This window comes from Gammaproteobacteria bacterium (assembly GCA_014075255.1).
GTDB lineage: Bacteria > Pseudomonadota > Gammaproteobacteria > UBA4575 > UBA4575 > JABDMD01.
The window spans coordinates 427058-451354 of the sequence record CP046178.1 but is presented as its reverse complement, the minus strand read 5'-3'; the positions used below and the strand labels follow the sequence as shown (position 1 = coordinate 451354).

Annotated in this window: 31 protein-coding genes and 1 tRNA gene; 10 read left to right on the top strand and 22 right to left on the bottom strand. The window is 37.6% G+C overall.

Going from position 1 to position 24297, the window contains the following annotated elements; genetic code table 11:
• Nucleotides 1-386: 386 nt before the first annotated feature.
• Nucleotides 387-638, bottom strand: a complete 252-nt coding sequence (locus GKR92_02260) for a hypothetical protein (GenBank protein ID QMU60580.1) — start codon at nt 636-638, stop codon at nt 387-389.
• A gap of 302 nt (nt 639-940) precedes the next feature.
• On the opposite strand from GKR92_02260, the gene sat reads away from it, so the two are divergent.
• Nucleotides 941-2128, top strand: coding sequence for a sulfate adenylyltransferase (gene sat / locus GKR92_02255; GenBank protein ID QMU60579.1), 1188 nt, complete (start codon nt 941-943; stop codon nt 2126-2128).
• Nucleotides 2129-2203: 75 nt separating this feature from the next.
• Here the strand turns inward: sat and GKR92_02250 are convergent, their stop codons facing one another.
• The 4 genes from GKR92_02250 to GKR92_02235 form a co-directional block, all read right to left on the bottom strand.
• The gene (locus tag GKR92_02250; protein QMU60578.1) at nt 2204-2977 is read right to left on the bottom strand and encodes a DUF3379 family protein; all 774 of its coding nucleotides are present in this window, start codon (nt 2975-2977) and stop codon (nt 2204-2206) included.
• A 16-nt stretch (nt 2978-2993) separates the two neighbouring features.
• Nucleotides 2994-3548, bottom strand: coding sequence for a sigma-70 family RNA polymerase sigma factor (locus GKR92_02245; protein QMU60577.1), 555 nt, complete (start codon nt 3546-3548; stop codon nt 2994-2996).
• Between the two features lie 101 nt (nt 3549-3649).
• Nucleotides 3650-4480, bottom strand: coding sequence for a peptidoglycan DD-metalloendopeptidase family protein (locus tag GKR92_02240; GenBank protein QMU60576.1), 831 nt, complete (start codon nt 4478-4480; stop codon nt 3650-3652).
• A gap of 191 nt (nt 4481-4671) precedes the next feature.
• A complete protein-coding gene (locus GKR92_02235; protein ID QMU60575.1) occupies nt 4672-4911 on the bottom strand; it encodes a hypothetical protein in 240 nt (79 codons plus the stop codon).
• Between the two features lie 307 nt (nt 4912-5218).
• Here GKR92_02235 and GKR92_02230 point away from each other — a divergent pair, with 307 nt between their 5' ends.
• Together GKR92_02230 and GKR92_02225 are read left to right on the top strand one after the other, a co-directional pair.
• Nucleotides 5219-5404, top strand: coding sequence for a DUF2892 domain-containing protein (locus GKR92_02230; protein QMU60574.1), 186 nt, complete (start codon nt 5219-5221; stop codon nt 5402-5404).
• 104 nt (nt 5405-5508) lie between these two features.
• Nucleotides 5509-6072 carry a hypothetical protein gene (locus tag GKR92_02225; GenBank protein QMU60573.1) on the top strand — a complete coding sequence of 188 codons (564 nt, stop codon included), beginning with the start codon at nt 5509-5511 and terminating at the stop codon, nt 6070-6072.
• Nucleotides 6073-6091: 19 nt separating this feature from the next.
• Here the strand turns inward: GKR92_02225 and GKR92_02220 are convergent, their stop codons facing one another.
• Together GKR92_02220 and GKR92_02215 are read right to left on the bottom strand one after the other, a co-directional pair.
• On the bottom strand, nt 6092-8200 hold the full coding sequence (locus GKR92_02220) for an EAL domain-containing protein (protein ID QMU60572.1): 2109 nt from the start codon (nt 8198-8200) through the stop codon (nt 6092-6094).
• A 126-nt stretch (nt 8201-8326) separates the two neighbouring features.
• Entirely contained in the window at nt 8327-8983 is a 657-nt protein-coding gene (locus GKR92_02215; GenBank protein ID QMU60571.1) for a PAS domain-containing protein, read from the bottom strand.
• Nucleotides 8984-9831: 848 nt separating this feature from the next.
• Here GKR92_02215 and GKR92_02210 point away from each other — a divergent pair.
• From GKR92_02210 to GKR92_02195, 4 genes are all read left to right on the top strand, one after another.
• Nucleotides 9832-10161 carry a 2Fe-2S iron-sulfur cluster binding domain-containing protein gene (locus GKR92_02210; protein ID QMU60570.1) on the top strand — a complete coding sequence of 110 codons (330 nt, stop codon included), beginning with the start codon at nt 9832-9834 and terminating at the stop codon, nt 10159-10161.
• 94 nt (nt 10162-10255) lie between these two features.
• On the top strand, nt 10256-10684 hold the full coding sequence (locus tag GKR92_02205) for a DUF4396 domain-containing protein (protein ID QMU60569.1): 429 nt from the start codon (nt 10256-10258) through the stop codon (nt 10682-10684).
• Between the two features lie 4 nt (nt 10685-10688).
• Nucleotides 10689-12581, top strand: a complete 1893-nt coding sequence (locus GKR92_02200) for an MFS transporter (protein QMU62688.1) — start codon at nt 10689-10691, stop codon at nt 12579-12581.
• Between the two features lie 80 nt (nt 12582-12661).
• Entirely contained in the window at nt 12662-13267 is a 606-nt protein-coding gene (locus tag GKR92_02195) for a hypothetical protein (protein QMU60568.1), read from the top strand.
• Between the two features lie 4 nt (nt 13268-13271).
• Here the strand turns inward: GKR92_02195 and GKR92_02190 are convergent, their stop codons facing one another.
• Together GKR92_02190 and GKR92_02185 are read right to left on the bottom strand one after the other, a co-directional pair.
• On the bottom strand, nt 13272-14117 hold the full coding sequence (locus GKR92_02190; protein ID QMU60567.1) for a hypothetical protein: 846 nt from the start codon (nt 14115-14117) through the stop codon (nt 13272-13274).
• A 165-nt stretch (nt 14118-14282) separates the two neighbouring features.
• The gene (locus GKR92_02185) at nt 14283-14948 is read right to left on the bottom strand and encodes a DUF2959 family protein (protein QMU60566.1); all 666 of its coding nucleotides are present in this window, start codon (nt 14946-14948) and stop codon (nt 14283-14285) included.
• 199 nt (nt 14949-15147) lie between these two features.
• Here GKR92_02185 and GKR92_02180 point away from each other — a divergent pair, with 199 nt between their 5' ends.
• Entirely contained in the window at nt 15148-15630 is a 483-nt protein-coding gene (locus GKR92_02180; protein ID QMU60565.1) for a hypothetical protein, read from the top strand.
• A gap of 36 nt (nt 15631-15666) precedes the next feature.
• Here GKR92_02180 and GKR92_02175 read toward each other — a convergent pair whose 3' ends face one another.
• Nucleotides 15667-15903, bottom strand: a complete 237-nt coding sequence (locus GKR92_02175) for a hypothetical protein (protein ID QMU60564.1) — start codon at nt 15901-15903, stop codon at nt 15667-15669.
• A 504-nt stretch (nt 15904-16407) separates the two neighbouring features.
• Between GKR92_02175 and GKR92_02170 the strand changes: the two genes are divergently transcribed.
• On the top strand, nt 16408-16983 hold the full coding sequence (locus GKR92_02170; GenBank protein ID QMU60563.1) for a MarR family transcriptional regulator: 576 nt from the start codon (nt 16408-16410) through the stop codon (nt 16981-16983).
• A gap of 311 nt (nt 16984-17294) precedes the next feature.
• Here the strand turns inward: GKR92_02170 and GKR92_02165 are convergent, their stop codons facing one another.
• From GKR92_02165 to GKR92_02110, 12 genes are all read right to left on the bottom strand, one after another.
• Nucleotides 17295-17495: a hypothetical protein gene (locus GKR92_02165; protein QMU60562.1), complete on the bottom strand. Its 201-nt coding sequence runs from the start codon at nt 17493-17495 to the stop codon at nt 17295-17297.
• Between the two features lie 258 nt (nt 17496-17753).
• A complete protein-coding gene (locus GKR92_02160; protein QMU60561.1) occupies nt 17754-19001 on the bottom strand; it encodes a DNA polymerase IV in 1248 nt (415 codons plus the stop codon).
• Complete coding sequence (gene lexA / locus GKR92_02155) at nt 18998-19588, bottom strand: repressor LexA (GenBank protein QMU60560.1); 591 nt, start codon at nt 19586-19588, stop codon at nt 18998-19000. The genes GKR92_02160 and lexA overlap by 4 nt, the downstream gene beginning before the upstream one ends.
• A gap of 45 nt (nt 19589-19633) precedes the next feature.
• The gene (locus tag GKR92_02150; GenBank protein QMU62687.1) at nt 19634-20077 is read right to left on the bottom strand and encodes a hypothetical protein; all 444 of its coding nucleotides are present in this window, start codon (nt 20075-20077) and stop codon (nt 19634-19636) included.
• A 178-nt stretch (nt 20078-20255) separates the two neighbouring features.
• The gene (locus GKR92_02145; GenBank protein ID QMU60559.1) at nt 20256-21116 is read right to left on the bottom strand and encodes a hypothetical protein; all 861 of its coding nucleotides are present in this window, start codon (nt 21114-21116) and stop codon (nt 20256-20258) included.
• Nucleotides 21117-21295: 179 nt separating this feature from the next.
• On the bottom strand, nt 21296-21526 hold the full coding sequence (locus GKR92_02140; protein ID QMU60558.1) for a hypothetical protein: 231 nt from the start codon (nt 21524-21526) through the stop codon (nt 21296-21298).
• A gap of 34 nt (nt 21527-21560) precedes the next feature.
• Nucleotides 21561-21962 (bottom strand): hypothetical protein, encoded by a 402-nt coding sequence (locus tag GKR92_02135; protein QMU60557.1) that lies wholly within the window; start codon nt 21960-21962, stop codon nt 21561-21563.
• A 47-nt stretch (nt 21963-22009) separates the two neighbouring features.
• Nucleotides 22010-22438 carry a hypothetical protein gene (locus GKR92_02130; GenBank protein QMU60556.1) on the bottom strand — a complete coding sequence of 143 codons (429 nt, stop codon included), beginning with the start codon at nt 22436-22438 and terminating at the stop codon, nt 22010-22012.
• Complete coding sequence (locus GKR92_02125) at nt 22422-22715, bottom strand: hypothetical protein (GenBank protein QMU60555.1); 294 nt, start codon at nt 22713-22715, stop codon at nt 22422-22424. The genes GKR92_02130 and GKR92_02125 overlap by 17 nt, the downstream gene beginning before the upstream one ends.
• 109 nt (nt 22716-22824) lie before the next feature.
• The gene (locus tag GKR92_02120; protein ID QMU60554.1) at nt 22825-23202 is read right to left on the bottom strand and encodes a hypothetical protein; all 378 of its coding nucleotides are present in this window, start codon (nt 23200-23202) and stop codon (nt 22825-22827) included.
• 30 nt (nt 23203-23232) lie between these two features.
• Nucleotides 23233-23556, bottom strand: coding sequence for a hypothetical protein (locus tag GKR92_02115; protein ID QMU60553.1), 324 nt, complete (start codon nt 23554-23556; stop codon nt 23233-23235).
• A gap of 137 nt (nt 23557-23693) precedes the next feature.
• Nucleotides 23694-23770, bottom strand: a tRNA-Arg gene (locus GKR92_02110).
• Nucleotides 23771-23813: 43 nt separating this feature from the next.
• Here GKR92_02110 and GKR92_02105 point away from each other — a divergent pair.
• A complete protein-coding gene (locus tag GKR92_02105) occupies nt 23814-24290 on the top strand; it encodes a hypothetical protein (GenBank protein QMU60552.1) in 477 nt (158 codons plus the stop codon).
• The last annotated feature ends 7 nt before the right edge of the window (nt 24291-24297 follow it).

Genomic DNA, 24297 nt, shown 5'->3' with positions numbered 1-24297 from the left:
TATTTGACTCCATTTACTATCGTTATACTCGATACAAGTGGTCATCTAAAAGCACTCTCCAGAACAAATGTAGCAAGTTTTATGCTTCCGCAAATCGTTAAGGCAAAGGCATGAGGAGCTATTGGTCTTGGAATGTCTTCGCGTAATTTAGAAATATGAGTGAAGAAAGCCCATGTTCTTAAATGCACAGATCAATATTGCAGATAAAAGTTGTTGCCCGTATCTGATGGAGTAGTCGTTAGAGATAGTAATAATCAGAAGATAGGCTCAGTTGGCATCACTGGAGTCTTATCTGATGAAGATGAGCATTGCGCTGTACCGGTCTACAGGCCGCAGGTTAACTGATACTGGAGCCAACTTATTGCTGCAGAATAGCTTCTGGCGACTTAATGAGTTTGCTGGGTGTATTCAGATATATCGTCGATATCGATTTCTAGGTTACGTCTATCTTCCTGTGAGCGTCGGTCTTTTGCAATGACGTTTCCATTTTTGTCTTTTAGAGGGAAATCCTTTGCTTTTTGGTATCGACGATCAATTCCGGTGCGCATATCTTCGGTTGTAGAAATTTTTTCAAATTCTTCTACAACTTCGTGAATCACAGTATCAAAGTTATCATCCATGTCACTTTGCCCATTCATAATTAATGGACAAATAATCGCATAAGATAGAGACTAAAATTGAGAAATAGACCTGAAAAAGTATACAAAATTGCTATAGGAGTGCTATTAAATTGACCTTTTAGTTGAATATTTCAACTAATTTGCATAAATCAATGGATACTAACGAAAAGAAAATATAGGACAGCTAATAGGACTATTAAGAGAATCAACTAGCTAGTACTAAGATTTCATACTGTAATTTACCAATTGCATAATAATATGCGCGCCTTCGCGCAGATATTTTAATTCACTTATCATTTAGATTATCTTGGGAGAGAATAATGATTAAGCCGCATGGATCGGACACGTTAACGCCTTTATTTGTTAAAGATGAAGCCACTCGCAAACAATTAGAAAAAGAAGCTGAGGGCTTACCGTCCATTATAGTGAGCTCCGCTGCCGCTGCTAATGCAGTTATGTTAGGCGCTGGTTACTTCACTCCTTTAACAGGGTTTATGACAGCAGCAGATGCCGTTTCTGTTGCCGACAAAATGCAAACCAGCAGCGGTTTGTTTTGGCCTACTCCGGTACTTAATCTAGTTCAACACGCAAGTGTAATCGGCGATGCCAAAAGAATTGCATTACGTGACCCAAATGTTGAAGGCAATCCAGTACTTGCAATACAAGATATCGAATCCATTGAAGAATTAAGCGATGCACAAGTTGCGAATATTACGGAAAAAGTCTACCGCACCACTGATCCAGACCACATAGGTGCTGCAACTTTTATGTCTTTAGGCAAAACCGTTCTTTCTGGTCCCATTCAAGTTCTAAACTACAGTTACTTTAGTGAAGAATTCAAAGGCACTTTTAAAACTGCTGGCGAAATTCGTGATGAAATAGAAGAACGCGGTTGGAATACGGTTGTTGGTTTCCAAACACGCAACCCTATGCACCGTGCACATGAAGAACTATGCAAAATGGCACAAGAATCCGTTAATGCTGACGGCGTTTTAATTCACATGTTACTTGGAAAATTAAAAGAAGGTGACATCCCTGCCCCTGTGCGTGATGCAGCGATTCGCAAAATGGTCGAAGTGTATTTTCCACCTAACAGCGTGATGGTAACCGGGTATGGATTTGACATGTTATATGCCGGTCCACGCGAAGGCGTATTGCACGCAGTGTTCAGACAAAATTGTGGCTGCACACATTTTATTATTGGCCGTGATCATGCAGGTGTTGGAGATTATTATGGTGCATTTGACGCGCAAACCATCTTTGATGATGAAGTGCCTGATGATGCCTTAGATATTAAGATTTTCCGTGCGGATCACACAGCCTACTCTAAGAAATTGAATAAAGTTGTGATGATGCGCGATGCACCAGATCACGAAAAAGATGACTTTGTATTACTTTCTGGAACCAAGGTACGCGGCATGCTTGCAGCAGGCGAAGATTTACCTAAAGAATTTGCACGGCCCGAAGTAGCCAAAATTCTAATGGAGTACTATCAAAGCATAAGCTGAGCGAATGTAAAACTCGTGTTAGCCTTATATACACATATGAGCAAGCTTAAACGCTTGCTCGTACTCGTATTAATATTATATTTTAACTTCCATAGCATTCATTACACGATCTTCCATCGGCTGCAATGAGTTTGGGTCTTCAGAAACGATAACGAAACTACCTTTCTGCGCTCCCACTAGAATTCCATTGAATCGATCATTCTTAAATGGGCTGCGTTTAGTTGAGTCTTCCCAAGGAATATACATTACTGTAACGGCCTTACCTTGATCATCCGCTACCACTAAGTGAGGAACCATCTTTCCATCAATAGGACAATTCGATACGTGCCTAACATAGCCAATATTTTCATTGGCTGACAATCCATGCTCTTGTAATACATTATTCAATGATGCAAGTTGAATATTGTCGTCTACTTCTAATTCCATAAGATGACTATCGATATGAGCAAGCACCTCGTTTTGAACACCGTGTGACTCGCCCAATTTAAACATTCCAAGCGACAAACCCACTGCAAGTACTAACGCCGCCGCTAATGACATCCATCGAAAATCACGTCTGCCACTATTTTTATCTTTTTTCGAGGCTTGATTGATTGATATGACATTCTCACCTTCAATGTTCTCTTCAGTCTGGGCCATGCGCTGAGCTAGAATAATCCTCGACTCCAAACCTTCTGGCACATCAATATTAATAGCCGATTTTAGTTTATCGTCGAATGGCTTGAGTTTTTGTAAGAATAACGTACATTCTTCACAAGAAGAAAGATGCTGCAACACATCCGAATTTCTGCAACTCGGATCGGTTGTGAGCTCTCTTCTAGTTTCCAAACAAATTGTATCCATACTCATCAAAAATCCTTAAGGATTAAATTTCAGCAACATTATCTTGCTCATCTATATCTGAACCATCATCTTCCAAAATTGCACGTAGCTTTTTACGTGCACGAAATACTCGTGTCATCACAGCACCGGGCTTAATATCCATGATTTCGCCAATCTCATCACAGGTATAACCACCTAAAACTTGCAGCAACAGTGGATCTAAATACTCTGCTGGCAATTCTTTCAAACTTTTACGCAAGGCAATCACTTCTGTCTTCGCAAAGCTATCTTCAATCTGTGCAAACTGATCTACGTTCACATCATCTATAGGTGAGGTGTCAGGTCTCACCTTTTCAAAGCGGCGCGCATTCTCGCGTCGATAAATCGTAAATAACCAGCTTTTTACAGCTTTTGGATCTTTCAGTTGATCCATCGCCTTCCATGCTCTCAAGAAAGTCTCTTGCACTAGGTCTTCCGATACCTGAGCATCCTTCGTCAGCCATAATCCGAATCGATATAAGTCCTTTGAGTAAGCGTTTACCATCGCCTCAAACTGCAAAGTTCTATCGCCGTTATTATCAAGACCGCTAGTGCTCATCTTTCCTTACATTCTCTGTGCAATTTTTTAGAATTACTTATTCTAATCATTTAATTTATATAATCAATGTAACTTATTGTTATCTATAAATATAGCTGTGGTTACTTATTCTCATGGAATTCATCCATCAACAGTCCTGGATCAATTCGTTGTCCATGCCAATTCATGCGCCAATCCAAATGTGCACCCGTAACTCTACCGGTTGCACCAACAAGTGCAATTTTTTCTCCCTGTTTGATTCGATCACCCACCTGTACAAGTATCTTGTCGAGATGCAGAAATGATGAGGATAAATGGTGGCCGTGATCTAACACTAGGGTGCCACCAGAAAAATACATATTGTCCGCATAAGTAACCACCCCGGCCGCTGGGGCTATCACAGGAGCGCCTGTAGGCGCTGCAACATCAATGCCGTAATGCGGCTGTCTCGGCTCTCCATTAAGTATACGCTGACTTCCATACACACCAGTAATCGGACCTTTGATAGGCCAAATAAATTCGGCTTTAAAGTCTATACGTTCTTCATCTAGACTGCGCGCACGGGAAATGTTTTTACTTTCTTGCTTAATGCGTTCTAAGGCTTTTTCATTAGGACTGACTTGCGCTTTAGGCAGACCATTAATACGTTGAATCTTATACTCGCGCTGTTCAATCTGCAGAATATGGTGATATTCACTGCCATCTTGTCTTGTTACCCTTAATTCTGCATTAGCAGGATAGTCTCGCCCAAAGCCAATAATAAATTCTCCATTAACTGAGACCCGCACACTATGGTCATTAATTTTTACCTTATAGCCAGGCGTTATGTGGCCAATCACTAAGCCGCCTTGAATAAAATCACCCGATAGCTCTGGAGCCTCTTCGCCCGCTAACAAGCTGTAAGTTAAAAAATATGTTAATACAATTTGAATTAATGGATGCAGTAAACGCATATCAGGAAGCAAGTACCCAACGAAAAATCAATTTTGCCACAAAGCCTAAGGTATATGAAAACTAAACCGCAATATTTAAATTGCGATTACGCATATGAGACTTTTTTTAAGAAGTATTATGTTAACGCAGTACTGAGCGCTCGAAATTTTAAAACGCTACGAAGTGTAGCCAGGTAGGATAATTTACAAAATTAATGATTATTCATTTTAGCAATCTTATCCGCGATTCGATTGCGCAATATTCCGGTATCAACCCTTGGATCTTTTTTTAATGAAGGTTTCTTAGCATCAATATCTTCTTTCATCCACAGATGATCCACTTCACCCTCCAGCTCCCGACTATCGATCCCTGATTCTGCAGGTACAGCGGCAGCTATTGCTTCAGGCGCACTTTTACCAACAATTTTATCAAAAAAAGATTTCTTGCCCATCTCACCACTCCTAAATGTAGATCATTGATTCTGCTATAAATTAACAATAATTAACGGCTCTCAATCACATATTCAAAGGCCAAAAACATTAGATATCAAGCTAATTTTCAATTTACCGAACCAGCGGAGGTAAACTAAGGATGAATGGCGGTCATAGCAATCTTTAAACAATTAACAACCAGTTCAAATTAACCCTTGATTTATCCTTAACTTAAATCCTAAAGTGTAGGGGTGAATTTAATAATGTATAGAATTCTTTGAGACTTTTTAAAGTCCAACTTATAAACCATTGCAGGAGATACTTATAATGACAGTAAATGTTGGCGATACCGATCGCATGTTCAGAATATTAATTGGCCTATTGTTAATTGGCTTGGCGCTTGCCCTTGGTGGCGCATGGTGGTTTGGCATGATCGGAATCATACCTGTTTTTACAGGTTTAACAGGGTGGTGCCCAGGTTACCTTCCTTTTGGAGTTTCGACCTGTAATTAATCACGCTCAGCCATCTACGGCAGCTAAAGTGCCCAAAAATACCTGAAAATTTACTCTGTCAGGGCGAAAGCGCTTGGCCAGAATATTTTTTAAATTTTAAATTAATGGCTCTAAACACAGAACAATTTCGCGATTATCTCGAAGCCGAGTACCCAATCGATGTGATGGGCATTTTTATTAGTCGCTCAGGCATTCGACTCCAATATCGAGAACAACTCGGCGATGAACGAATCGATCGTCAGCTTCGCAAGGCGCATTTACGTGAATCAGCCGAGGCCTTTATTAAAAAAACGGCTTACATGGATGCTCATTTAGATCGTAATAGCGAGCTGATGATGCAACTTGGAATTGGGGATGTAGATATTACTATTCAACGTGTTAGCAGCAAGCCACAAACAAGTACCAGTAACGAATATCGACTGCGTCAAGACACTGTAAGAAATTCTGATAATCAGTATTTATTTGCCACCAAACATTACGCTTTAAGTTGTAAAGACGAAGCTGATATTACTGCACAAACACTAAGAGGACATGTTTGCTCGGAAAATGAAAAGAAATATATTCTAGAAGTCCAACTACTTGGTGCTACGAGTCATTATTCATCTGTTGCAAGATTTCATACTGTCGACTCATACTCAACTATTATGGGTTTAGAAACCCTTGGTTGAATAATTTAGAATTATTTACTTAGCCATTTGCAGCAAATAATTTACGCGTCTTTGGCGCTATTACCTTAAATTGCGAAGATTTAAAAAATTCTAATATCGGCTCGGGACGTCCGGCATGGAACCCCTGGGCAAAATCTACTCCGATATCCTTTAAAATATTTAGAATCTCTTCATTCTCAACGTATTCTGCAATAGTTTGTTTACCTAGAACATGTCCCATCTCATTAATAGCTTTAACCATGGCACGGCTTACATTGTCATTATGAATGTCTTTAACAAACATACCATCAATTTTTAAGAAATCTACAGGCAGAGTTTTCAAATATGCAAATGAAGACAATCCAGAACCAAAATCATCCAATGCAAAGTAACAACCAAGATCCTTAAGGCTTTGCACAAAAGAGGTAGCTTGATCTAAATTTGCAATAGCAGCAGTTTCTGTTATTTCGAAACATATTTTATTAGGCTCTATTGCATACTCTTTTAATTTCGCCACTATAAATGGCAAAAACCCTTCTGATACTAGAGATTGACCTGACAAATTGATCGAACACTTATCAATTTGAGACAGTATATTTCTATTCTCTGATAGAAGAAATAAAACTTTGTCTAATATCCACCTATCAAGTTTAGGTGCTCGATTATAACGCTCAACTGCTGGCAAAAATGCATTAGGTGGCACTAAACGTCCACTATCATCTTGCATTCTAATTAATATTTCAAAACCATTTTTATCAACTTTGGCATTTTTATTTGCCTTTATGTTAATAATAGATTGTGCAGTTACTACTAAACGACCTTCGTTTAGTGCTTTATCAAATCTTTGTAGCCAACGTTCCTGTCCACGTCGACGATTAATATCCTCATCCCCTTCCCTAAATACACGTACGCAATTCCTACCAGATTCTTTAGCGAGATAACATGCGCTGTCGACTGCAGATAACACGTAAGACAAGTCAAAACATTTTTGATTAATTTCTGCGACACCAATACTAGCCTCAACATTGAAACTTTTTTGTTCCCAAATAAATTTATATTCCTGAATGGATTGTAAAATTTCATGCGCTTTCTCTTCTGCTTCACTTATAGAGCATTGCGTGAGTAATAATGCAAATTCATCACCACCTAGGCGCGCAAGTATATCTGTACCTCTAAGTTTACTTTTTACTAAATTACTAAACTGAATCAACAGTTCATCACCAGCAGCATGTCCATATAGATCATTTACCATTTTAAATCGATCTAGATCTAGATAGATGAGTGAACTACTCTTTTGCTTTGTTTTTGCATTGAGAATAGCTTTTCTGACATTGCGCTCAAACTCGGATCGATTAATCAAACTCGTCAATGAATCATGGCTTGCTTGGTAACGTAAACGTCTAGCTAATAGGCGCAAATTAGTAACATCGTTCATAACAGTCACTGCACCATATAATCTACCTGCTTGTGAAATAAGCGGAGTCACCATAAGCTGGACGGTATATTTAGCGCCAGACTTGGTGACAATATCTGCATTGAGCTTTTGATTTTTCTTCTGGCTACCCGATAGACAAGAGAGTATTGGATTATCTATTTTTTTATCTGATTCTTCCTCATATAGATCGATGATATTTTCTATATGTTTCCCTTTCGCTTCTTCTTCTGTGCAATTCAAGAAACGAGCTGCTGCTTGATTTATATATTGCACCTCACCACGCTCATTTGTAGTTAATACCGCATCAACAATCGAGCGTAAAGTTGCAACTACTTTATCTTTCTCTTCAGCTAATTGAACTTGTGTTTGTTTTTGCAAATGTATATCACTGATTGAACCTACGACTTTCTTCGCATTTCCTGTGTAATCATAATCTGCAGTTCCACGAATTAAAAACCATCTATAGCCTTGTTTCTTTACTGCAATACGTACTTCGAGTAATAGCTGCATACCTTTTTCAGAAATCAATTTAGCCCAAGCATTAGCGAATATTTCACGATCATCAGGATGGATTAACCGTTGAAGTTGCGAGAGCCCAATGTCACATTCGTCCACTTGTAAGCCAAGCAATTCGTACATTGGCTGTGACCACCACTCCGAACCCTCTATACCTGCTTGCCATTCCCAAATTCCTTCCTGTGCACCTTGGATCACATTCTGGAATTTATTCTCACTTTCAATAAGTGCTGCCTCAGTATTTGATCCAGCAGTATTATCGGTAAATGTCCAAATCAGAAATGAACCTTGAACTTTACGGATTAATTTAATATTTACTTGCAGCTATTTTTCATCTTTATCCCAACGACTATTGTTCTTTCCTTGTGTAGAAACTCTTAGGTCTCTGACAAATCCTTGCTCAACAAGTAATTCATTAATTTTTTTGATCGATTTTGTATCTGTAAAAACATCTCTCAATCTAATTTTAGCTTCACGACCTGCGCTAATATTTAAAATACGTACTGCAAGTTGGTTAATATATTTGATTTCGTCACTATTATTTTCAGTCACGCATACAGCGACAGGAATTGAATCAATGAAACCTGCCCAACTTTCATCTGTTATAAAATCTGAAGCTGCTGTGTCTAAATTTTTAAGATTTTGTTTGTACTTAATACTTTCAATCCGAATGACTTTATTTCTTTGATCTAGATAATATTTCCATTCAAACTCATATCCATAAATGCGATTCGCTGCAACTATCACATCACCACTATGCAACGCTCGACTCACTAACTCGAAATGATCATCAGGAAGGAGACGGTTAACTTTTGGTGCATCTAACGATTTTGCTAATGAGCGTGTAGCTTCGTTTGCTTCAATTATTCGCCCATCAAATCGACACATTAGTTCAATAGGCGCAGAATTCCCCACACTCGACAACAAACCGCTAGTGAGCTTTTTTAAACCACCTAATTTTGAACTAGATTTTGTAGGCATAGCTATATCTTAGAACCATGCTGAAAGACTTATCCAATGATGCACAATGCTCATAGACATTAATCTGTCACGCTTAAGTCCCTTTAGGTGCAACTCCAATGCACTGATTAAGAGTAGAATTTTAACGTCTTATTAAAATAAAACAGTGATCGAGTAGCACGAGTGAAGCTTTTAACCCGTTGACCGTAATACGTCAAAATTATGAGAATGGGACGAATTTACAACAACTCACTTACAAACAGTACGTTACTACAGCAAACCTCCATTTCGAATTTTTTTAATATTTTTAGTCATTTAATTGCTTTTGAATGTAAACCAGCCCATATGAATATTTTACAGATAATATTATTAATGCAAACAGCCACACAAAATAGCATGCGACTTGGTAAAGTATTTCATCAATCTAAAACTTAATGTATCTATCCACTGTATATTAAACTTTGTTGTTTACCAGTAATCTGTACTTTACAGAATGTATTTTATTGATTTCAGTTTTAAATGTTTTGTAACTACATTTGTGATAACAAAATCTTTAAGATGATTAGCGCTCTACAATTGAATAACACAAGTACAAAAATTCACACACAACTGGGCCAGTTCTCATTAGATCTGTTCGCTAATCTTTCTCAGATTCAACAGCTAAATATAGATATTTAGTTGAGATTAGCGCTAAACATAGTCTCTAGACATACGTAATCCATCGTTATTCGCCATTTTATTCTATGTAGCAGAACATTTTATACCTAAATTGTTCGACTTAAAGGCTGGAAGCGTTATGATTCGGCAAGAAATTAAATGCGGTATACTACGAAAACCGTTCCATAACCCTCGCTACAGGAGAATGCAACATGTTTGGATTAGGTGGGAAAAATAAGGACTTTACAGTTACGATTAAAAATACTGGACAAACTTTTGAAGTCAAAGGCGGCATAAATCTTTTGCAAGCTGCTAAGAACGCTGGTATTGATTGGCCCTGTGACTGCAAAGTTGGCTCATGCGGCTCATGTCGTGCCAAGCTAGTAAGCGGTAAAGTTAAAGAATTAACAGACTTCGCATACACACTCGATGGCGATATGTTAAAAAACAATTATATTCTAGCTTGTCAGTCACGTCTAAAAACAGATTTAGAAGTTGAATTGGACTTTGACCAAGGTGCAATCAATCCTGATTACAAATAATAATCAATACATTCTTATACAAAGGCGTGGCGAATAATTTTTGCCACGCTTTTTTATTGTCTAGTATATCCAACCACTCGATTACCACTGAAAAATGACATTTTGGAATAGTCCGCAAACCTGGAAACAAAGTGCTTACAACACGATGTGGTGTTTGATAGGTTGTTCTATCGGTGATTTTGGCACAATAGCATTTTTTCAATTCACCCATTTCAATATTAAGCCACTATTTATACTCACACTAGCGATCATCAATGGACTAATCACTAGTATCATTCTAGAAACTATTATACTTAGTAAGAAAGGCATGGAATTTAAACAAGCACTCAAGACAGCATTAGGCATGAGCTTTATTTCTATGATTTCCATGGAGGTTGCCATGAACTTAAGCGACTATTTTTTAACCGGTGGCGCAAAATTAGTTTGGTGGGTGATCCCAATTATGCTTTTAGTAGGGTTTTTAACGCCCTGGCCCTATAATTACTGGCGTCTGAAAAAGTTTGGCCAAGCTTGCTGCCACTAAAACAGTGTCTAAAGAACTAGAAGATAACTCACATAGCCAATTTCAACTACTTAAAGAAAATCGATTTCGTCCTTTCTTTTTGACACAGTTTTTTGGCGCCTTCAATGATAATGTTTTCAAAAATGCACTATTCATTCTAATAGCATTCCAGAGCAGCTATTCAGGCTCAAACGATTCCACCAATATTATTAACCTAGCTGCCATTCTATTTATTACACCGTATTTATTATTTTCTGCATTAGCAGGGCAAATTGCAGATTGCTATGAGAAGTCATCGTTAATCCGACGCATTAAGTTAGCAGAAATTTTCATAATGCTTGTCGCAGCATTTGGATTTTATTTTCAAAATATTCCACTGCTTTTATTTACGCTATTTTTAATGGGCACACAGTCTTCACTATTTGGTCCTATTAAATACTCCATTATCCCACAACATCTTAAGAAAAATGAACTTGTTGGCGGCAATGCATTAGTTGAAACTGCTACATTTGGTGCAATTTTGCTAGGCACAATGTTAGGAGGCATATTAATCGGTATATCGTCAGGCGCTAAACTATTAATACCTTGCGCTATTTTAACGTTAGCAACTCTAGGTTTTGTAAACAGCTTAAAGATCCCTCTTGCTCCTGCAGTTGACCCTAACCTAAAGCTTAAATGGAACGCTTTATCTGAAACATTCAGCAACCTAAATGCGTTAAGAGAAAACAGAACTGTATTTAATTCCGTGTTAGGCGTTTCATGGTTCTGGTTTCTCGGCTCAACATACATTACACAATTACCTAATTTTACACGTCTTTCATTAGGCGCTAATGAACAAGTCGTGACATTTTTCCTGGCGCTTTTTTGCGTGGGCATTGGCATTGGCTCGTTAACTTGTGAGCGACTCTCTAACCGCACTATCGAATTAGGTCTTGTGCCTATTGGCTCAATAGGACTCACCATTTTTGGTGCAGACTTATTTTTTGCTACAGCAAACCACACTTCAACAGAGCTCGTTGGGTTTAAAGAATTTATATTTAATCGTTCCAATTGGCGCTTAATCACTGATATCTTTTTATTAGGAGGCTTTGGCGGTGTCTATATCGTGCCTTTATATGCCTTAATTCAAGCCCGATCCAACCCCAAACGTCGTTCCCGCATCATTGCCGGTAATAATATTTTAAATGCCTTGTTTATTATTGCGGCTGGATTATATGCAATCGTACTGACCAAAGCTGGGCTCTCGATACCCCAGTTATTTTTAGTCGCTGCAATTTTAAATGCGATAGTTGCAATTTATATCTACACGCTAATTCCAGAATTTTTTATGCGTTTCGTAGTATGGATTTTAGTACATCTTGTATATCGCGTTAAAACACAAGATCTCGGCAATATCCCTGAAAATGGCGCAGCGATTGTCGTATGTAATCATGTTAGTTTTATGGATGCGTTAATTATCGGTGGTTGCGTACGCCGACCCATTCGTTTTGTGATGTATCATAAAATCTTTAATATTCCATTTTTAAGTTTCATATTCAAAACAGCAAGTGCTATTCCTATTGCACCGAAAAAAGAGAATCCTGAACTCTTGGAGAAAGCCTATAAGCAGATAGCCAAAGAACTGGAAATGGGAAATGTAGTTGGAATTTTCCCGGAAGGTAAACTTACCTTAGATGGTAAAGTAGATAGTTTTAAACTTGGCATCGAGCGCATACTCAAGGAAACACCTGTACAAGTGGTTCCTGTGGCACTAAATGGCATGTGGGGTAGCTATTTTAGCAATAAACATGGCAAACCAGTGAGCGGAATACCTCGTAGAATACTAGCAAAAATCAAATTAACAGCTGGAAAAGCATTGCCAGCTGGACAAGCAAATGCAGCAAACTTGCAAAACATTGTAACCAAACTACTAAATTAGCACGCACTCTAAACTACATGTATTAGTGTAGAATAAGAATTAAACTATTGATTTGCACATAAGCCTACACACCAATCACAATGCCTATATACAAGGTAAAACATCACTCACTTGATGCTTGTTCAGCCAAAGCAATTCGAAGTATTCTCGCTGAGCGAAGATATATTGTTGATGAGTTTTTGAAGCAAATTGAAACCTATATTGAAGATTATCATGCAGTGGTTAAAAGCAGCTTAGATATACCACAAGCTAAATTAACCGCAGACCAGCTAGATACTACTTCAGAAGACATCAATAAAGTCTTGCATGATTTACACACACTACCTACATTTGGCATACCATTATTAAAAGCCAAAGCATCGTTTTCTGGATTGGGATATTTGCCTGAAATTTTAGACCGTACTCGCACAGACTTAATGCATGTAAGAGATATTATTACCTGGGCAACAGATAATATCCGAGGCGAAACTAATCAAGATGCGCTACACCGACTAAAAATACTCATCACCAATATTGCAAAGCTGTATAAAACGAAATTTGACAGACCATTGCTTACAAACGAAAAATCTGAATTCATGCAAATTATGCACATTGTATTTATAGAAATTGATGAGACGTTTTCGACAAACATGATCCAAAGAGAAGTGGATTCACTGCAAGAAGAAGACCTATCTACTAGATACTAATATTTTAACGCATTGCAGAAATCGAAGAGCTATCATATATATTTGTATATTTTTTCATATATTCTTCTGCAATAGCTTCGGCTTCATTTAACTTTACATGGTCTAAATTTGTCGCCTTTTCATCACGGCGAAAACTTCCGAATGGTGGGTTTTGCGCAACTGCAGTTGCCGCCCAAGCATAAGCTTGCACTGCATCTGGTGTTACCCCAATACCCCTGAAATATACTTCACCTAAAGCAAATTGTGCGGGCATATAACCTTGTTTTGCAGCAACTAACAAATGTTTATGAATTTCTGGTGAAAAATCTTGTTTGTCGTTCTTTTCGTATATTCGCTCAGTGATCTTATCTATTGATTGTTGCACCTCTTCATCTGTCAATTCTTCATTTTTTATCGTATTCCTATATGAATCAGTTTTATTTTTAGAAATTTCAATCTTAGAAAGCCGATTATTAGTTAAATCTGACACATAAAGTAAAACAGCTAAACCATAATTTGCTGTACGATCGCCTAAACCAGCTGCTTGCGAAATAAGCCCGTATGCAGTTTTATATGCCTCATACGGCAGCTTTCCCTGCCATAACTCATCATTAACAAGAAACAGTTGACCATTATCCATTTCAAAATTGCACTTCACACAGAAATGGCACATACCGGTTTGGTAAAGACGATCTGCAGTATCGAGACCATCGTCAGAGGTTTGATTTACATTTTTGACACACTGATCGATAACAGTATTATTTGTAGAATCTATTAATTTAGAAGAAAAACTATCTGCTGCTGCAGTAGATACAGAAACTAAGAGCAGGATTTTAACAAAATAAAATATCGGCGATATTATAACTTTCACAATGCGCCCCAGCTGTGAAATGGGTATGCACTATATCAAGCGCATTATATACGGCTTCAGAAAATAGAGATAAATGGACGATATAGGGGAATAAGTGGATAAGTTATGTAGCAGATTATTATTTTTATATAATTGTAAAACCGACTTTTACTATACTATTTAAAATTAATTTCCAGCTTCCTGAATGAAACGATCCGCTTCAGCTATAGAGGTTTCTAGCTCTTTTATCAATTTATCAGTATCAGACTCTACGTGAACAAGCTCGCCACGTAATGATGCGATAGCCTTTGCATTTAAGTTATGTTTCAGAAACAACACTTGATCCCTGAATGGTTTTAATACTGGCTCAATTTTCGATTCCGCCAAACGCATCGCGGCCATTAGCTGTTGATAGCGAGCTTTAGTATCTTTTAGTTGTAGTTCACTTTGTCTACGCAGCTTCTGACTTTCATATTGATCTAATTCTTGCTCCCATTCTTTAAATAAAGCAATAGACACATCTTCAACACTGTCTATCCTTGTAGTGACATCCTCTGCTCGCGCCTCACTCTTTTGCAATTCTTTATTAAGCTTTTTATAGATTTCTTCTAAATTACCACCTTGAAAATTAGCGACAGAACTAAATTCTTCCAGTGCAGATCGAAATTGTTCTTTGGCGTCTTGCTGTGACTGCTTAGCTTCCTGAACACGGTCTATCATGATATCCCGTTTATGTATTCCAACCTTCTCTAAAGCACCATAGTAAGCCTGAGAGCAGGAGACAATTAAAAACAATATGAAAAAATAGCTTATAGCTCTAGTAAGCAATTTTGCTATAGATTGTTGATTCATAATATTATTAATGCTTAAATTTTCACATTATTGCTTAAGTGACTCAGACTTAAGTATAGCATTTGAATCTAGTTGCACATTAGCAATGCATTCCTATATGTGCACCTATTGCTCGTGAAACTTTTTCACAAAAGAATAGTCCATATTCTATAGAGATAAAATTATTTCTAATAATGTTAGTGTAAAATACCCTATACCTATGCATAACGATATTAATCCAACCCAACTTATTCCCGGTACGGTCATCGCTATTCGATACCCCATGTACAAACATTTAGCCATTGTCAGTGATCATATAATGAATGGCATGCCTAATCTTATCTCCCTGTCCTTTCGAACAAATGGAGCAGAAGAAGAGCCTTGGAGTACAGTAGTAGGCAATCACACCGTTGAACAAAGTTATATCCAAGGCCATCATCCCAAAGAAATCGTATTGCTACGTGCGCGAAGTTATATAAATAAGAATATTAAGTACAAATTACTCACATTTAATTGTGAGCATTTCGCTCGTTACGCTCATGGTTTATCAATAGAAAGTATTCAAGTAAAACGTGCACTATATGGCGCAATTTTAGGCGCAGTTACTTGCGCACTACTTCCTAAATTTACTGTTACACGGTTAGCGTTAATTATCACAGCAAGCACTGTGACCTCACTAAAAAGTTCCTTACATAAAATTTAATAGTGCTCTATAACGTACTCATCAGAATTTCTATTTTTATGAAGTTGAAGAAGGTGGTTTCTGCTGTTCTCGAATACTAGTATCACTTGCTTCTTGCAATATGGTATTAGCTTCATCTTCATTAAATTCATAAACAAGACTATCGCGATAATACTCAACCACTTTATTCATTATTCGAATAACCTCAAAATCCTTAAGTTCATTTGAATTTTTAATGCCTTCCATATATTTTAGAACTTTATGCTCTAAAGTGCTTTCACCAAAATAGCTCATGAATAAACCTCTGTATTTACTAGCAATATAACGTATATGGTAGGGAGCAATAACTATGCGAGTGAATCTCATTATGGCTAAACGTATTGGTATAAGTGATGGAGGGTCAAAACACTTAACAGCTACAATTAATCTCGTAGAGCCCCATTACCAGAAAATCACCTCAACGATCCCCAGAATTGGATTTATAGATTAATGGCATTAGCCACGTTACAACAATTTATATATTCCACTCATATCTATTTAAAGTGTTTATTTCTCTAATAAATAGGTTTCATTATCAAATACAGCAATCACAGCTAATCTACTTATTGCACAAACATTGTGCAGAAAACATAAATCACACATGTTATGTATGCATTATCTTAGATCTAGAATACAAACCGTCGACTAGCCCGCATATTTATAATTTGTATGAATAGATTTTGTTAAGTAGTTCACAATTTCTTATACGCATTCAGCATAATCTGTCACTATATAGTTGTTAAACAACAACCAGTTGTAATGGGAAAACTAACTGAGATTAGTAGAGTTGTTGTTAATAAGGTTGGTAAAAAAAGGACATTTTTACTACTACATGAGAAATACATGAACATTTCAGAAGAAGAAAATAATTTTACAAAACGCGTACTAGAAAGTGGAATACCGACTAATGACGCAGATATCATTACGTATATAGAAACAATACACAGCATTGCCAAGAAAAAAACCACCGGGTTTCTAAAAAAACACCAGGTTAATTACCAACAGTGGCGCATCTTAAAGGCAATCTATCTTGAGCTCGCAATCACGCCAGCAAAAGTATCTGCAGCAACGTTTACTGACTCCGGCACTATCAGTAGACAGCTTGAGCTTCTAGAATCCAAAGAGCTAGTAAAAAGAGAACACAGCAAACAAGATCGACGTGTAGTCAATCTTAAACTTACCTCTAAGGGCGAACATATAGCCAGTGATGGTATTCAATATAGTGAACAATTAATTCACTGCGTGCGCGAAGAAATTGGTGATGATAAAACTGAAGAATTTCATCGGGCATTAATTGGCGCACTGAAATGCTCAGCATTTAGTTCTGGAAAATAACTTACAATATAGTTTCAAAGCTAACTCTACTTCAAAATTTTATAGTGAATAACATATAAAAAAAGCCCCAGAGATGGGGCTTTTTTATTTTTATGCGTAATGGCTTACGCATGGAGTTGGACCTGTATATGTTTTTGTGAAGATTTAGTTTGCTAGTGAACCTTATGTCGATACATATAGACTGCACTCGAAACTATAATTCCAATTAGAGCAATAACATCAAAAACAAGAATTGTATGTGTAATTTCCATTTTAAATTTCCTTATAAATAATTAACTTGATAGATATGTTTAGTTAATCCCACCCTTGCTTCATAAACTATTTGATTCTGAATTAAGCTGTGCTATCCAGTCATAAATCTCTATGACTTGATCACGACTCAAGTTCGTATCATTTGCAGCATTTTCTGAAGCTATATGAGCAGATTTCAAACTACGTAGTTTTTTAACTACCGGGAACTTCTGCAATCGGAATGGCCTATAAAGCCTTTGAATACTTTTTGTTGACAGCATGAATGCTCCTTTTCAATACGTTAGTTATTTCCTATAACTTGGCTATCCTTCCTGAATAACCGTAACTTATTGTATTAATGTGCTATTAAATTACATTATTTTTACTACTAAATGGCTGCTTTTGCAGGATAATTGGAGTTAAGTTACGGATTCTGGGTGTATTTTATATCCCTGATTTGTAAATTTTATAGTGTGGCCAACACGTCTTGTCTTATTGTCTTACGGTGTTCCGCCGGGTGGGTATAGATAAAATCCTGCTCATACTGTTTTACGGTGCCCTGTCGGTTTCCACGAAGGCGCAATGACATTCGGCATATCAGAGCGCTGCAATAAAGTAGCCGGGGCCACAGCGAATTCCCCAAAACGCTCGTTTATCTGATCCAGGGCTCGATTAAGACACTGACGCTGCTCATCCAGCACATCAAAAAATGACAACTGATTTCCGCTTGGCCGTAGGTCCATCGCAGTGATCTGCACTTGAAATACCCCCTCGCCGTTCCAACGATCCAACAATTTCTTGGCAAGCATCCAAATCTTTTGCCCGTCATTAGTAGGCTCTTCTGTCTGAAATTTTCCTGCTAACCACTTATGTTTAGCATTCTTAATGCGAAACCCAATAAAAAAACTACGTGCCTCTAATGCATGCTTGCGTAAACGCGCCGCAACTTTTTCACTCATATGATGCAAATATGTTTTTAACACACTAAGGTTTTTAGTATTAGGTGGCATAACTTTCCCATGCCCAATAGATTTTGGCGCTGCTACCGTTCTATTTAAAGGTTCAGTATCTAAGCCTTGCGCCATATACCAGATACGTCGCCCTATATTTCCAAAACGCCTTGCTAATTCTCCTATCGGCAGCTTAGCCATATCACCGCAAACATATACTTGTCTGTCGTTAAGAAATTCTCCAATGCCCCCTGCAATACCAGAAAGCTCCCTAACCGGAACATCTTTTAAATGCGCGCGCGCTAACCAGGGTGGAACCACTAAAAGACCATCTGGTTTTATTAGTTTCGCGGCATGTTTGGCAGTAACTTTGTCACCACTAACCCCTACGCTACAAGTAATTCCCGCTACTTCGTAAACAATTTTCTTAGCGAGCTCTCCAGCATCAATGGGATTTTTATATAAGCCTTGGCAATTAGTAACATCAAGAAAAGCTTCATCTACTGAAAATATTTCTATATCAGGCGTTACGGTTTGTAATGCCGACATGATTTCAGTAGAAACCTTGGCATATAGTTCTGCTCTAGCAGGGATTTGCTGAACGTGAGGGCACAAATACCGCGCTTCTTTAAGACGCGTACCTGTTTTTATTCCATACTTTCTTGCCTCATATGAGCACGTTATAAAGCATGTCCCTGTTAAACCATTGGTGATTCCAATGGGTTTGCCGCGTAGCTCAGGACGTGCATTTTGCTCAATACTGGCAAAAAAAGCATCCATGTCAACAAAAACAATCGCTCGATTCCAACGCTTCTGAAGCAACCTCTCATGCTTCATTCATACATTCTTACTTGCCCAACCAATACACCTTGGATAGATACTCGATTAGCTGGATATTCTTTAGGTTGCATGTTTTTATTGGCAGGAATTAAACGAATTACATCGCGACTCGGAAATTTAATTCTTTTTAATGTCGCTTCGTTGTCATCAATCAACGCCACTACAATCTGGTTGCTACGCGCAGTACTGGATTGCTCAATTACCACAAGGTCACCACTACGAATACCTTCGTCAATCATAGAGTGGCCTTTCACTTGCAATACATAACGGTTGGGGCCACCTAATAAGTTTGCAAAATTAATAAGTTCGCGATTTTCAATCGCTTCTATGGGTTTGCCGGCAGCAATGCGTCCTAAAAGTGGTAATTCATCGCAATCAGGATGGCCTTCCAATTCGATGCCACGATGTTTTTGATGCCGGCGTATATAACCCTGTTCTTCCAATGTAGATACATAGCGATGCGCCACACCTTTAGACTGAATGCCTAAGCCTTCAGCAATTTCAGTAAGCAGTGGCGCCTTAGCGTGCTTAGCTATATAGCTTTGAATGAACTGTAGTGTGGTTTGTTCGCGTTCGGTTAGCATAATGTTCTCCATAAGTTCTCATCATAGAGAACTTATGGAGAACATTCAACGAGTATCGCAATAATTATTTTTATTGTCCGCAAGATATTGTTCTGTAAGCCTTTTTACTTGCTCTAACTCATCATCAGTCAACGCTTGATACTTCCCCCGCGAATTATCTAGGTACGACCAACCGTAACCCCAACGATACCAATTATAGAAGTATGGGCTGCCACCAAGACGCACACCGTCATACATCACTTTGGCTAACACTTCATCCTCTGTTTTCTCCAATACACACTGTTTAAGTTCGATATCAGCATGCTCACGCTGCGGCTCTGTACCACCTTGCCAATATGCCAAATCATGTTGGAAACAACATTCGCACCAATCTTTTTTAGTGATTGCAGAGCTATCGGGGAAAAGTGAACAACCGTCACTAGTAAATGGACTGAGTTCAGAATTATTACTACATGCCAAAATAGTTGTACAAGAGAAGAAACAAACAATCGTGATATTTATTATATTTTTCATATTTTATTTAATGGTTGGAATACATATTCGGATAATGTTTTCGCAAAAGTATTTAGCTATTCGTTAGCCAAATAGTTAATTTACCAAGTACATGAATGTTGATTTTTAACCATAAACAAACATACAGAACATATAAACGAACAAGCAATATATTCTAAAGATTTGAATCAACTTTTCGCCAATCATCTTCATCTCGAAACACTTCATTTCGCGCCCATTTAGCAAAATGCTCTAATGTCGTGGTAGCCGTTTTTCTTCGCCCATGACCTGCAACCACTTTGTATTTAAGTTTTTCTTCTTCATTCGCGTCATCATTAATTATTTCTAACACTTGGCGCACAGACCATTCGTTCCCATATTCTCCATTGCTGTAACAGGCATTAAGTTTAATTTGCAAACTATCTTGAGCAGCGTCTTGTATTTGATGAGTGGCTAAATCGTATATGCGCAGTAAGTCCGATTCATCCACATCAATAAACGTATCGATCTGACTCAATGCATACACGAAATTCTCATGAGTAATGGACGGCAACGATGTGCTCAACGTTTTACGTGTTTCTTTCTTAAATTTATCTCTACGTACATTTATGCTTACTGGATAGCGTCGCCATTGAAATAATGCGTTAAAGGCAACCGCAACGAATAATATAATTATTGTATTCAGTAGCACGGGTGTGATAACAAATTGATAACCCAGCTCATGCACTACCGGTCCACCAAGTACTGCACCCAACGCAGTGGCACCACCAGGAGGATGAGTGCAACGCGCGTAGTACATTACCGTCACTGAAATTCCAACCGCCATAGAGGCTGCCCATAATTGGTTGTCTATTAATTGCACACAAGTAACCCCTACTAGTGCAGACAAAATATGCCCTCCCACTAACGGCCATGGCTGTGACAACGTACCATGAGGCACTGCAAACAGTAATACGGCAGATGACCCATTGAGGCGAGGATAAATATTAAGCCTTGATCTCCAACAAAATACTGGCTTGCAAAATATACAAAAAATATACCTAAAAACGCCCCTATTCCTGAGATAAGACGTTCTTTGTGACTAACAGATTGCGACTCAACCCCTAATAGATCAGTAAGCTTATTAAGCATAATGTTGGTTTGTTATTGAGAATACTTTTGCATTTTACTTACTATTAATTTAATAATATTACGTCTACTTTCGACTAATATCAGTCATTCGCTTCTTTTGATTAACGACAAGTCTTCTTCTGACTCTTCATAGTGAATTAGGCCAAATTTAGGAAATTCAATTAATACTCCTTTTTCTAAATACTTCCATTTATCCTTAGGGTGATTGATTTTGTATTCATCTCGATCAATTGAACAGACAACAATCCCACCATCGTCATCACCTAAACGTACTTTGTCACCAACTATCACTTCTTTTCCATCTGTGTAATTCATAACATTTTAAATGACTGCTTTCGGCCAATAGCAGTCATTGCCACAATTCACCATCACGCTCTTCTCTACAGTTGTAACAACTGCTTATACCTTCACTTTTTTTATACCAAACATGACTCCACCCTACATCCTCACACGAGTATGGTCTTTGGCCATTCCAGAACTTCTCAATATATTCTTTATCACTTCCAGCAAACACTTTTAATGTGCTCGCTATTTCTGTAACTGGTCTTTCTTCTGGATACATTTCCTCAACTTTATATAATTCTAAATACTCGACTCCATCAATCGCATAATCTTTAAATTCTTTTAGAATGACTTGCTCAGCTTCTTTTAATGAGGACGCTTCTGTCATCACCACTCGTTCTTTATATTTAGTTATTTTGTTTAGATTCTCAAAAACATGCTTAAATAATCCAACACCGCTATATTTCATACTACTATTCTTCTACTTAATGAATTTATGCTTTGAGTCATAAGAGATTATTCAAATTTAATGATTTCTTTTCGGTGACGCAAGTACCAGTAAACTAATCCTGCAACTCCACCAAATAGAAATCCTATCGGGCCAGTTGTAAATAGACCAAGAAGCGGACCAAGATTCGCGTTTGGTGTAAAAATCATTGGACCAAAGAATCCTCCAAGAAAACTCACCGCACCAATCAGTGCTGCCCCGAGAATAATATAAGAAAGTGGGCCTTTATTTTGAGCTTTTAATCTTATCCAGACGAAACTGCATATACCTATAGCACTTATTATGGAAAGAGCATTTACAATTAAATCACTTTCGCTAACAGATGAAAATGACATCCAATACAGATAAATATATGCTGCAAAAAACACTAATATTGTTACAAGAAATCTAATAAAAATATTCATCATTAAATTTTTTGACTTATTCATCAGTTCCATATGGATATTCCGATAGATATAGCTCCATTCCTATTGATAACATAATGTTCATTGACTCTAGTGATACAACTCCCCCACCACCGAATGCATCTTCTCTTGGACTAAAGGCAATATCTGCAGCGTAAAAGCCTTTTGGTAATGATTTATTTTTAATGAGCCATTTTTCGAATGCATCTAGTTGATCAGGAAGTCTCCACGATTCATCACAGAGCCAATCAAGTTCTTTCCCTTTTTTATCCTCTGTCGGATGTGTGTATTCTGTTATTTTTATTGGCATGATTTCTCAAGGAATTTAATATTTTAAAACGTAGAAATTTTTCATGGGTATCACTGCTATCAGGATAATGTACTTATGTCTGCTTTCGGCCAATAGTGGTCATTCAATATTAATTACATGGTGAGATTTTCCAAGTCTTTTTCCAATCAACTTTATACGAATGCAGAGTGTTAATTAAGTTAGGGTCTCTTAATTTAATGTAGTCTTCTAACCTAGAGTCATTATTAGATTGAAAGTAATCCGCCATTAACATCATCTGCTCATCCATAGCGAAAGATAATCTGCTTAGAGCTGCTTTTTTACACCCATTATTTAAATCAGCGTAAATCTCATCGTATGTTTTCTTATGCCCGAATGCTAATTGTGTTTGCATTCCATCAATAGTTTTTGAAACTCTATTTATTGCAGTTTTCCCGCCCAGCCAGAATGAAGCCGCACAAGAAATCACTATGAATATAATTAGAAATGTAATCTTCATGCTCTGCATTTAATTATGTCCGCTTTGAGTCGTTAGCGGTCATTTGTCATGACAAGGGTATAGTGATTTTAATTTATTGAAAATTGCCTCAATAGCTTGTTCCGAAGTGATTCGTTTATCTAAATATTCGGCGTTCAAATAATCAATTATTTCTTTTGAACCAATTGAGTCAGGCCCGCCACATAAAAACATGTTTTCAGCTTGTAGCTTTGACAACGTATAAGAAACACCAGATATCCAGTGCAAAGTTTGCATATAGTCTGCTTCTTCTAGCTGAAACTTAGGATCAGGCTTCCATTGACCTTCTTCAGATTGCGTTACGCCAGATATGCATAATAGAAAAATAAGAAATGCTATTTTCATGAGAGATTTAGATAATGTCTTATTAGAATTGAATACTGTAATTAATAGCTTTGACGCATAAATACTAAAAGCTTACCCCAAAGCTTACCCAGCCTATTTTTTAATCAAACAAAAACTCGGACAAGTGGCTTAGAATATGGCGCGCCCGGAGAGATTCGAACTCCCGACCACCTGGTTCGAAGCCAGGTACTCTATCCAGCTGAGCTACGGGCGCATAACGGGTTGATAGATATATTGGATTAGAACAGTATCTATAGATGGCTGATGTGAGCAAACAATACCCAAAGCTATTAGCCTTTCTGCAATTATTTTACCCTACATTATATAACAAGCTTAGTCTTCACTCGCAAAAAGCAGATATCGTTGAGGCAAAATTGATCTGTTCAAATAATGCTCACTCTTATCAAGCTATTATATATAGTGAAGATATAGCCAAAGATGGAGAATTGCTGGAGGTGTATGCCGGGAAGGACTCTATTGCACCCTATTCTTGGGATTGGCGTTGGGTATTCGCAGTTAAAGTATTATTTTCAGGAAATGATATATTCCCGATTAAATTTAAGCAAAAAGTAATTGCCCTGCCTACAGGAAAAAACCCTCTGTCAGATGTATTTTTTAAGATCATACGAGAAGACTTCGAAATGGTATTCGAAGAGCTATTAAAACAGTCAACTCAAGAAAAAATATCAATTCGCGAGAGTTACTCTAAATATCTTATTTCTATCAAGCTTTAAATTATTT

What these genes read in the sequence shown, in the direction of transcription:
- GKR92_02230 (QMU60574.1), top strand. Translation starts at nt 5,219, where the DNA reads ATGACAGTAAATGTTGGCGATACCGATCGCATGTTCAGAATATTAATT.
- GKR92_02120 (QMU60554.1), bottom strand. Translation starts at nt 23,202, where the DNA reads ATGCAGAGCATGAAGATTACATTTCTAATTATATTCATAGTGATTTCT.
- GKR92_02185 (QMU60566.1), bottom strand. Translation starts at nt 14,948, where the DNA reads ATGAATCAACAATCTATAGCAAAATTGCTTACTAGAGCTATAAGCTAT.
- GKR92_02170 (QMU60563.1), top strand. Translation starts at nt 16,408, where the DNA reads ATGGGAAAACTAACTGAGATTAGTAGAGTTGTTGTTAATAAGGTTGGT.
- GKR92_02195 (QMU60568.1), top strand. Translation starts at nt 12,662, where the DNA reads ATGCCTATATACAAGGTAAAACATCACTCACTTGATGCTTGTTCAGCC.
- GKR92_02105 (QMU60552.1), top strand. Translation starts at nt 23,814, where the DNA reads ATGGCTGATGTGAGCAAACAATACCCAAAGCTATTAGCCTTTCTGCAA.
- GKR92_02130 (QMU60556.1), bottom strand. Translation starts at nt 22,438, where the DNA reads ATGGAACTGATGAATAAGTCAAAAAATTTAATGATGAATATTTTTATT.
- GKR92_02140 (QMU60558.1), bottom strand. Translation starts at nt 21,526, where the DNA reads ATGAATTACACAGATGGAAAAGAAGTGATAGTTGGTGACAAAGTACGT.
- GKR92_02160 (QMU60561.1), bottom strand. Translation starts at nt 19,001, where the DNA reads ATGAAGCATGAGAGGTTGCTTCAGAAGCGTTGGAATCGAGCGATTGTT.
- sat (QMU60579.1), top strand. Translation starts at nt 941, where the DNA reads ATGATTAAGCCGCATGGATCGGACACGTTAACGCCTTTATTTGTTAAA.
- GKR92_02165 (QMU60562.1), bottom strand. Translation starts at nt 17,495, where the DNA reads ATGCTGTCAACAAAAAGTATTCAAAGGCTTTATAGGCCATTCCGATTG.
- GKR92_02180 (QMU60565.1), top strand. Translation starts at nt 15,148, where the DNA reads ATGCATAACGATATTAATCCAACCCAACTTATTCCCGGTACGGTCATC.
- GKR92_02205 (QMU60569.1), top strand. Translation starts at nt 10,256, where the DNA reads ATGACATTTTGGAATAGTCCGCAAACCTGGAAACAAAGTGCTTACAAC.
- GKR92_02245 (QMU60577.1), bottom strand. Translation starts at nt 3,548, where the DNA reads ATGAGCACTAGCGGTCTTGATAATAACGGCGATAGAACTTTGCAGTTT.
- GKR92_02260 (QMU60580.1), bottom strand. Translation starts at nt 638, where the DNA reads ATGAATGGGCAAAGTGACATGGATGATAACTTTGATACTGTGATTCAC.
- GKR92_02115 (QMU60553.1), bottom strand. Translation starts at nt 23,556, where the DNA reads ATGAAAATAGCATTTCTTATTTTTCTATTATGCATATCTGGCGTAACG.
- GKR92_02135 (QMU60557.1), bottom strand. Translation starts at nt 21,962, where the DNA reads ATGAAATATAGCGGTGTTGGATTATTTAAGCATGTTTTTGAGAATCTA.
- GKR92_02235 (QMU60575.1), bottom strand. Translation starts at nt 4,911, where the DNA reads ATGGGCAAGAAATCTTTTTTTGATAAAATTGTTGGTAAAAGTGCGCCT.
- lexA (QMU60560.1), bottom strand. Translation starts at nt 19,588, where the DNA reads ATGCTAACCGAACGCGAACAAACCACACTACAGTTCATTCAAAGCTAT.
- GKR92_02250 (QMU60578.1), bottom strand. Translation starts at nt 2,977, where the DNA reads ATGAGTATGGATACAATTTGTTTGGAAACTAGAAGAGAGCTCACAACC.
- GKR92_02125 (QMU60555.1), bottom strand. Translation starts at nt 22,715, where the DNA reads ATGCCAATAAAAATAACAGAATACACACATCCGACAGAGGATAAAAAA.
- GKR92_02210 (QMU60570.1), top strand. Translation starts at nt 9,832, where the DNA reads ATGTTTGGATTAGGTGGGAAAAATAAGGACTTTACAGTTACGATTAAA.
- GKR92_02215 (QMU60571.1), bottom strand. Translation starts at nt 8,983, where the DNA reads ATGCCTACAAAATCTAGTTCAAAATTAGGTGGTTTAAAAAAGCTCACT.
- GKR92_02175 (QMU60564.1), bottom strand. Translation starts at nt 15,903, where the DNA reads ATGAGCTATTTTGGTGAAAGCACTTTAGAGCATAAAGTTCTAAAATAT.
- GKR92_02240 (QMU60576.1), bottom strand. Translation starts at nt 4,480, where the DNA reads ATGCGTTTACTGCATCCATTAATTCAAATTGTATTAACATATTTTTTA.
- GKR92_02225 (QMU60573.1), top strand. Translation starts at nt 5,509, where the DNA reads ATGGCTCTAAACACAGAACAATTTCGCGATTATCTCGAAGCCGAGTAC.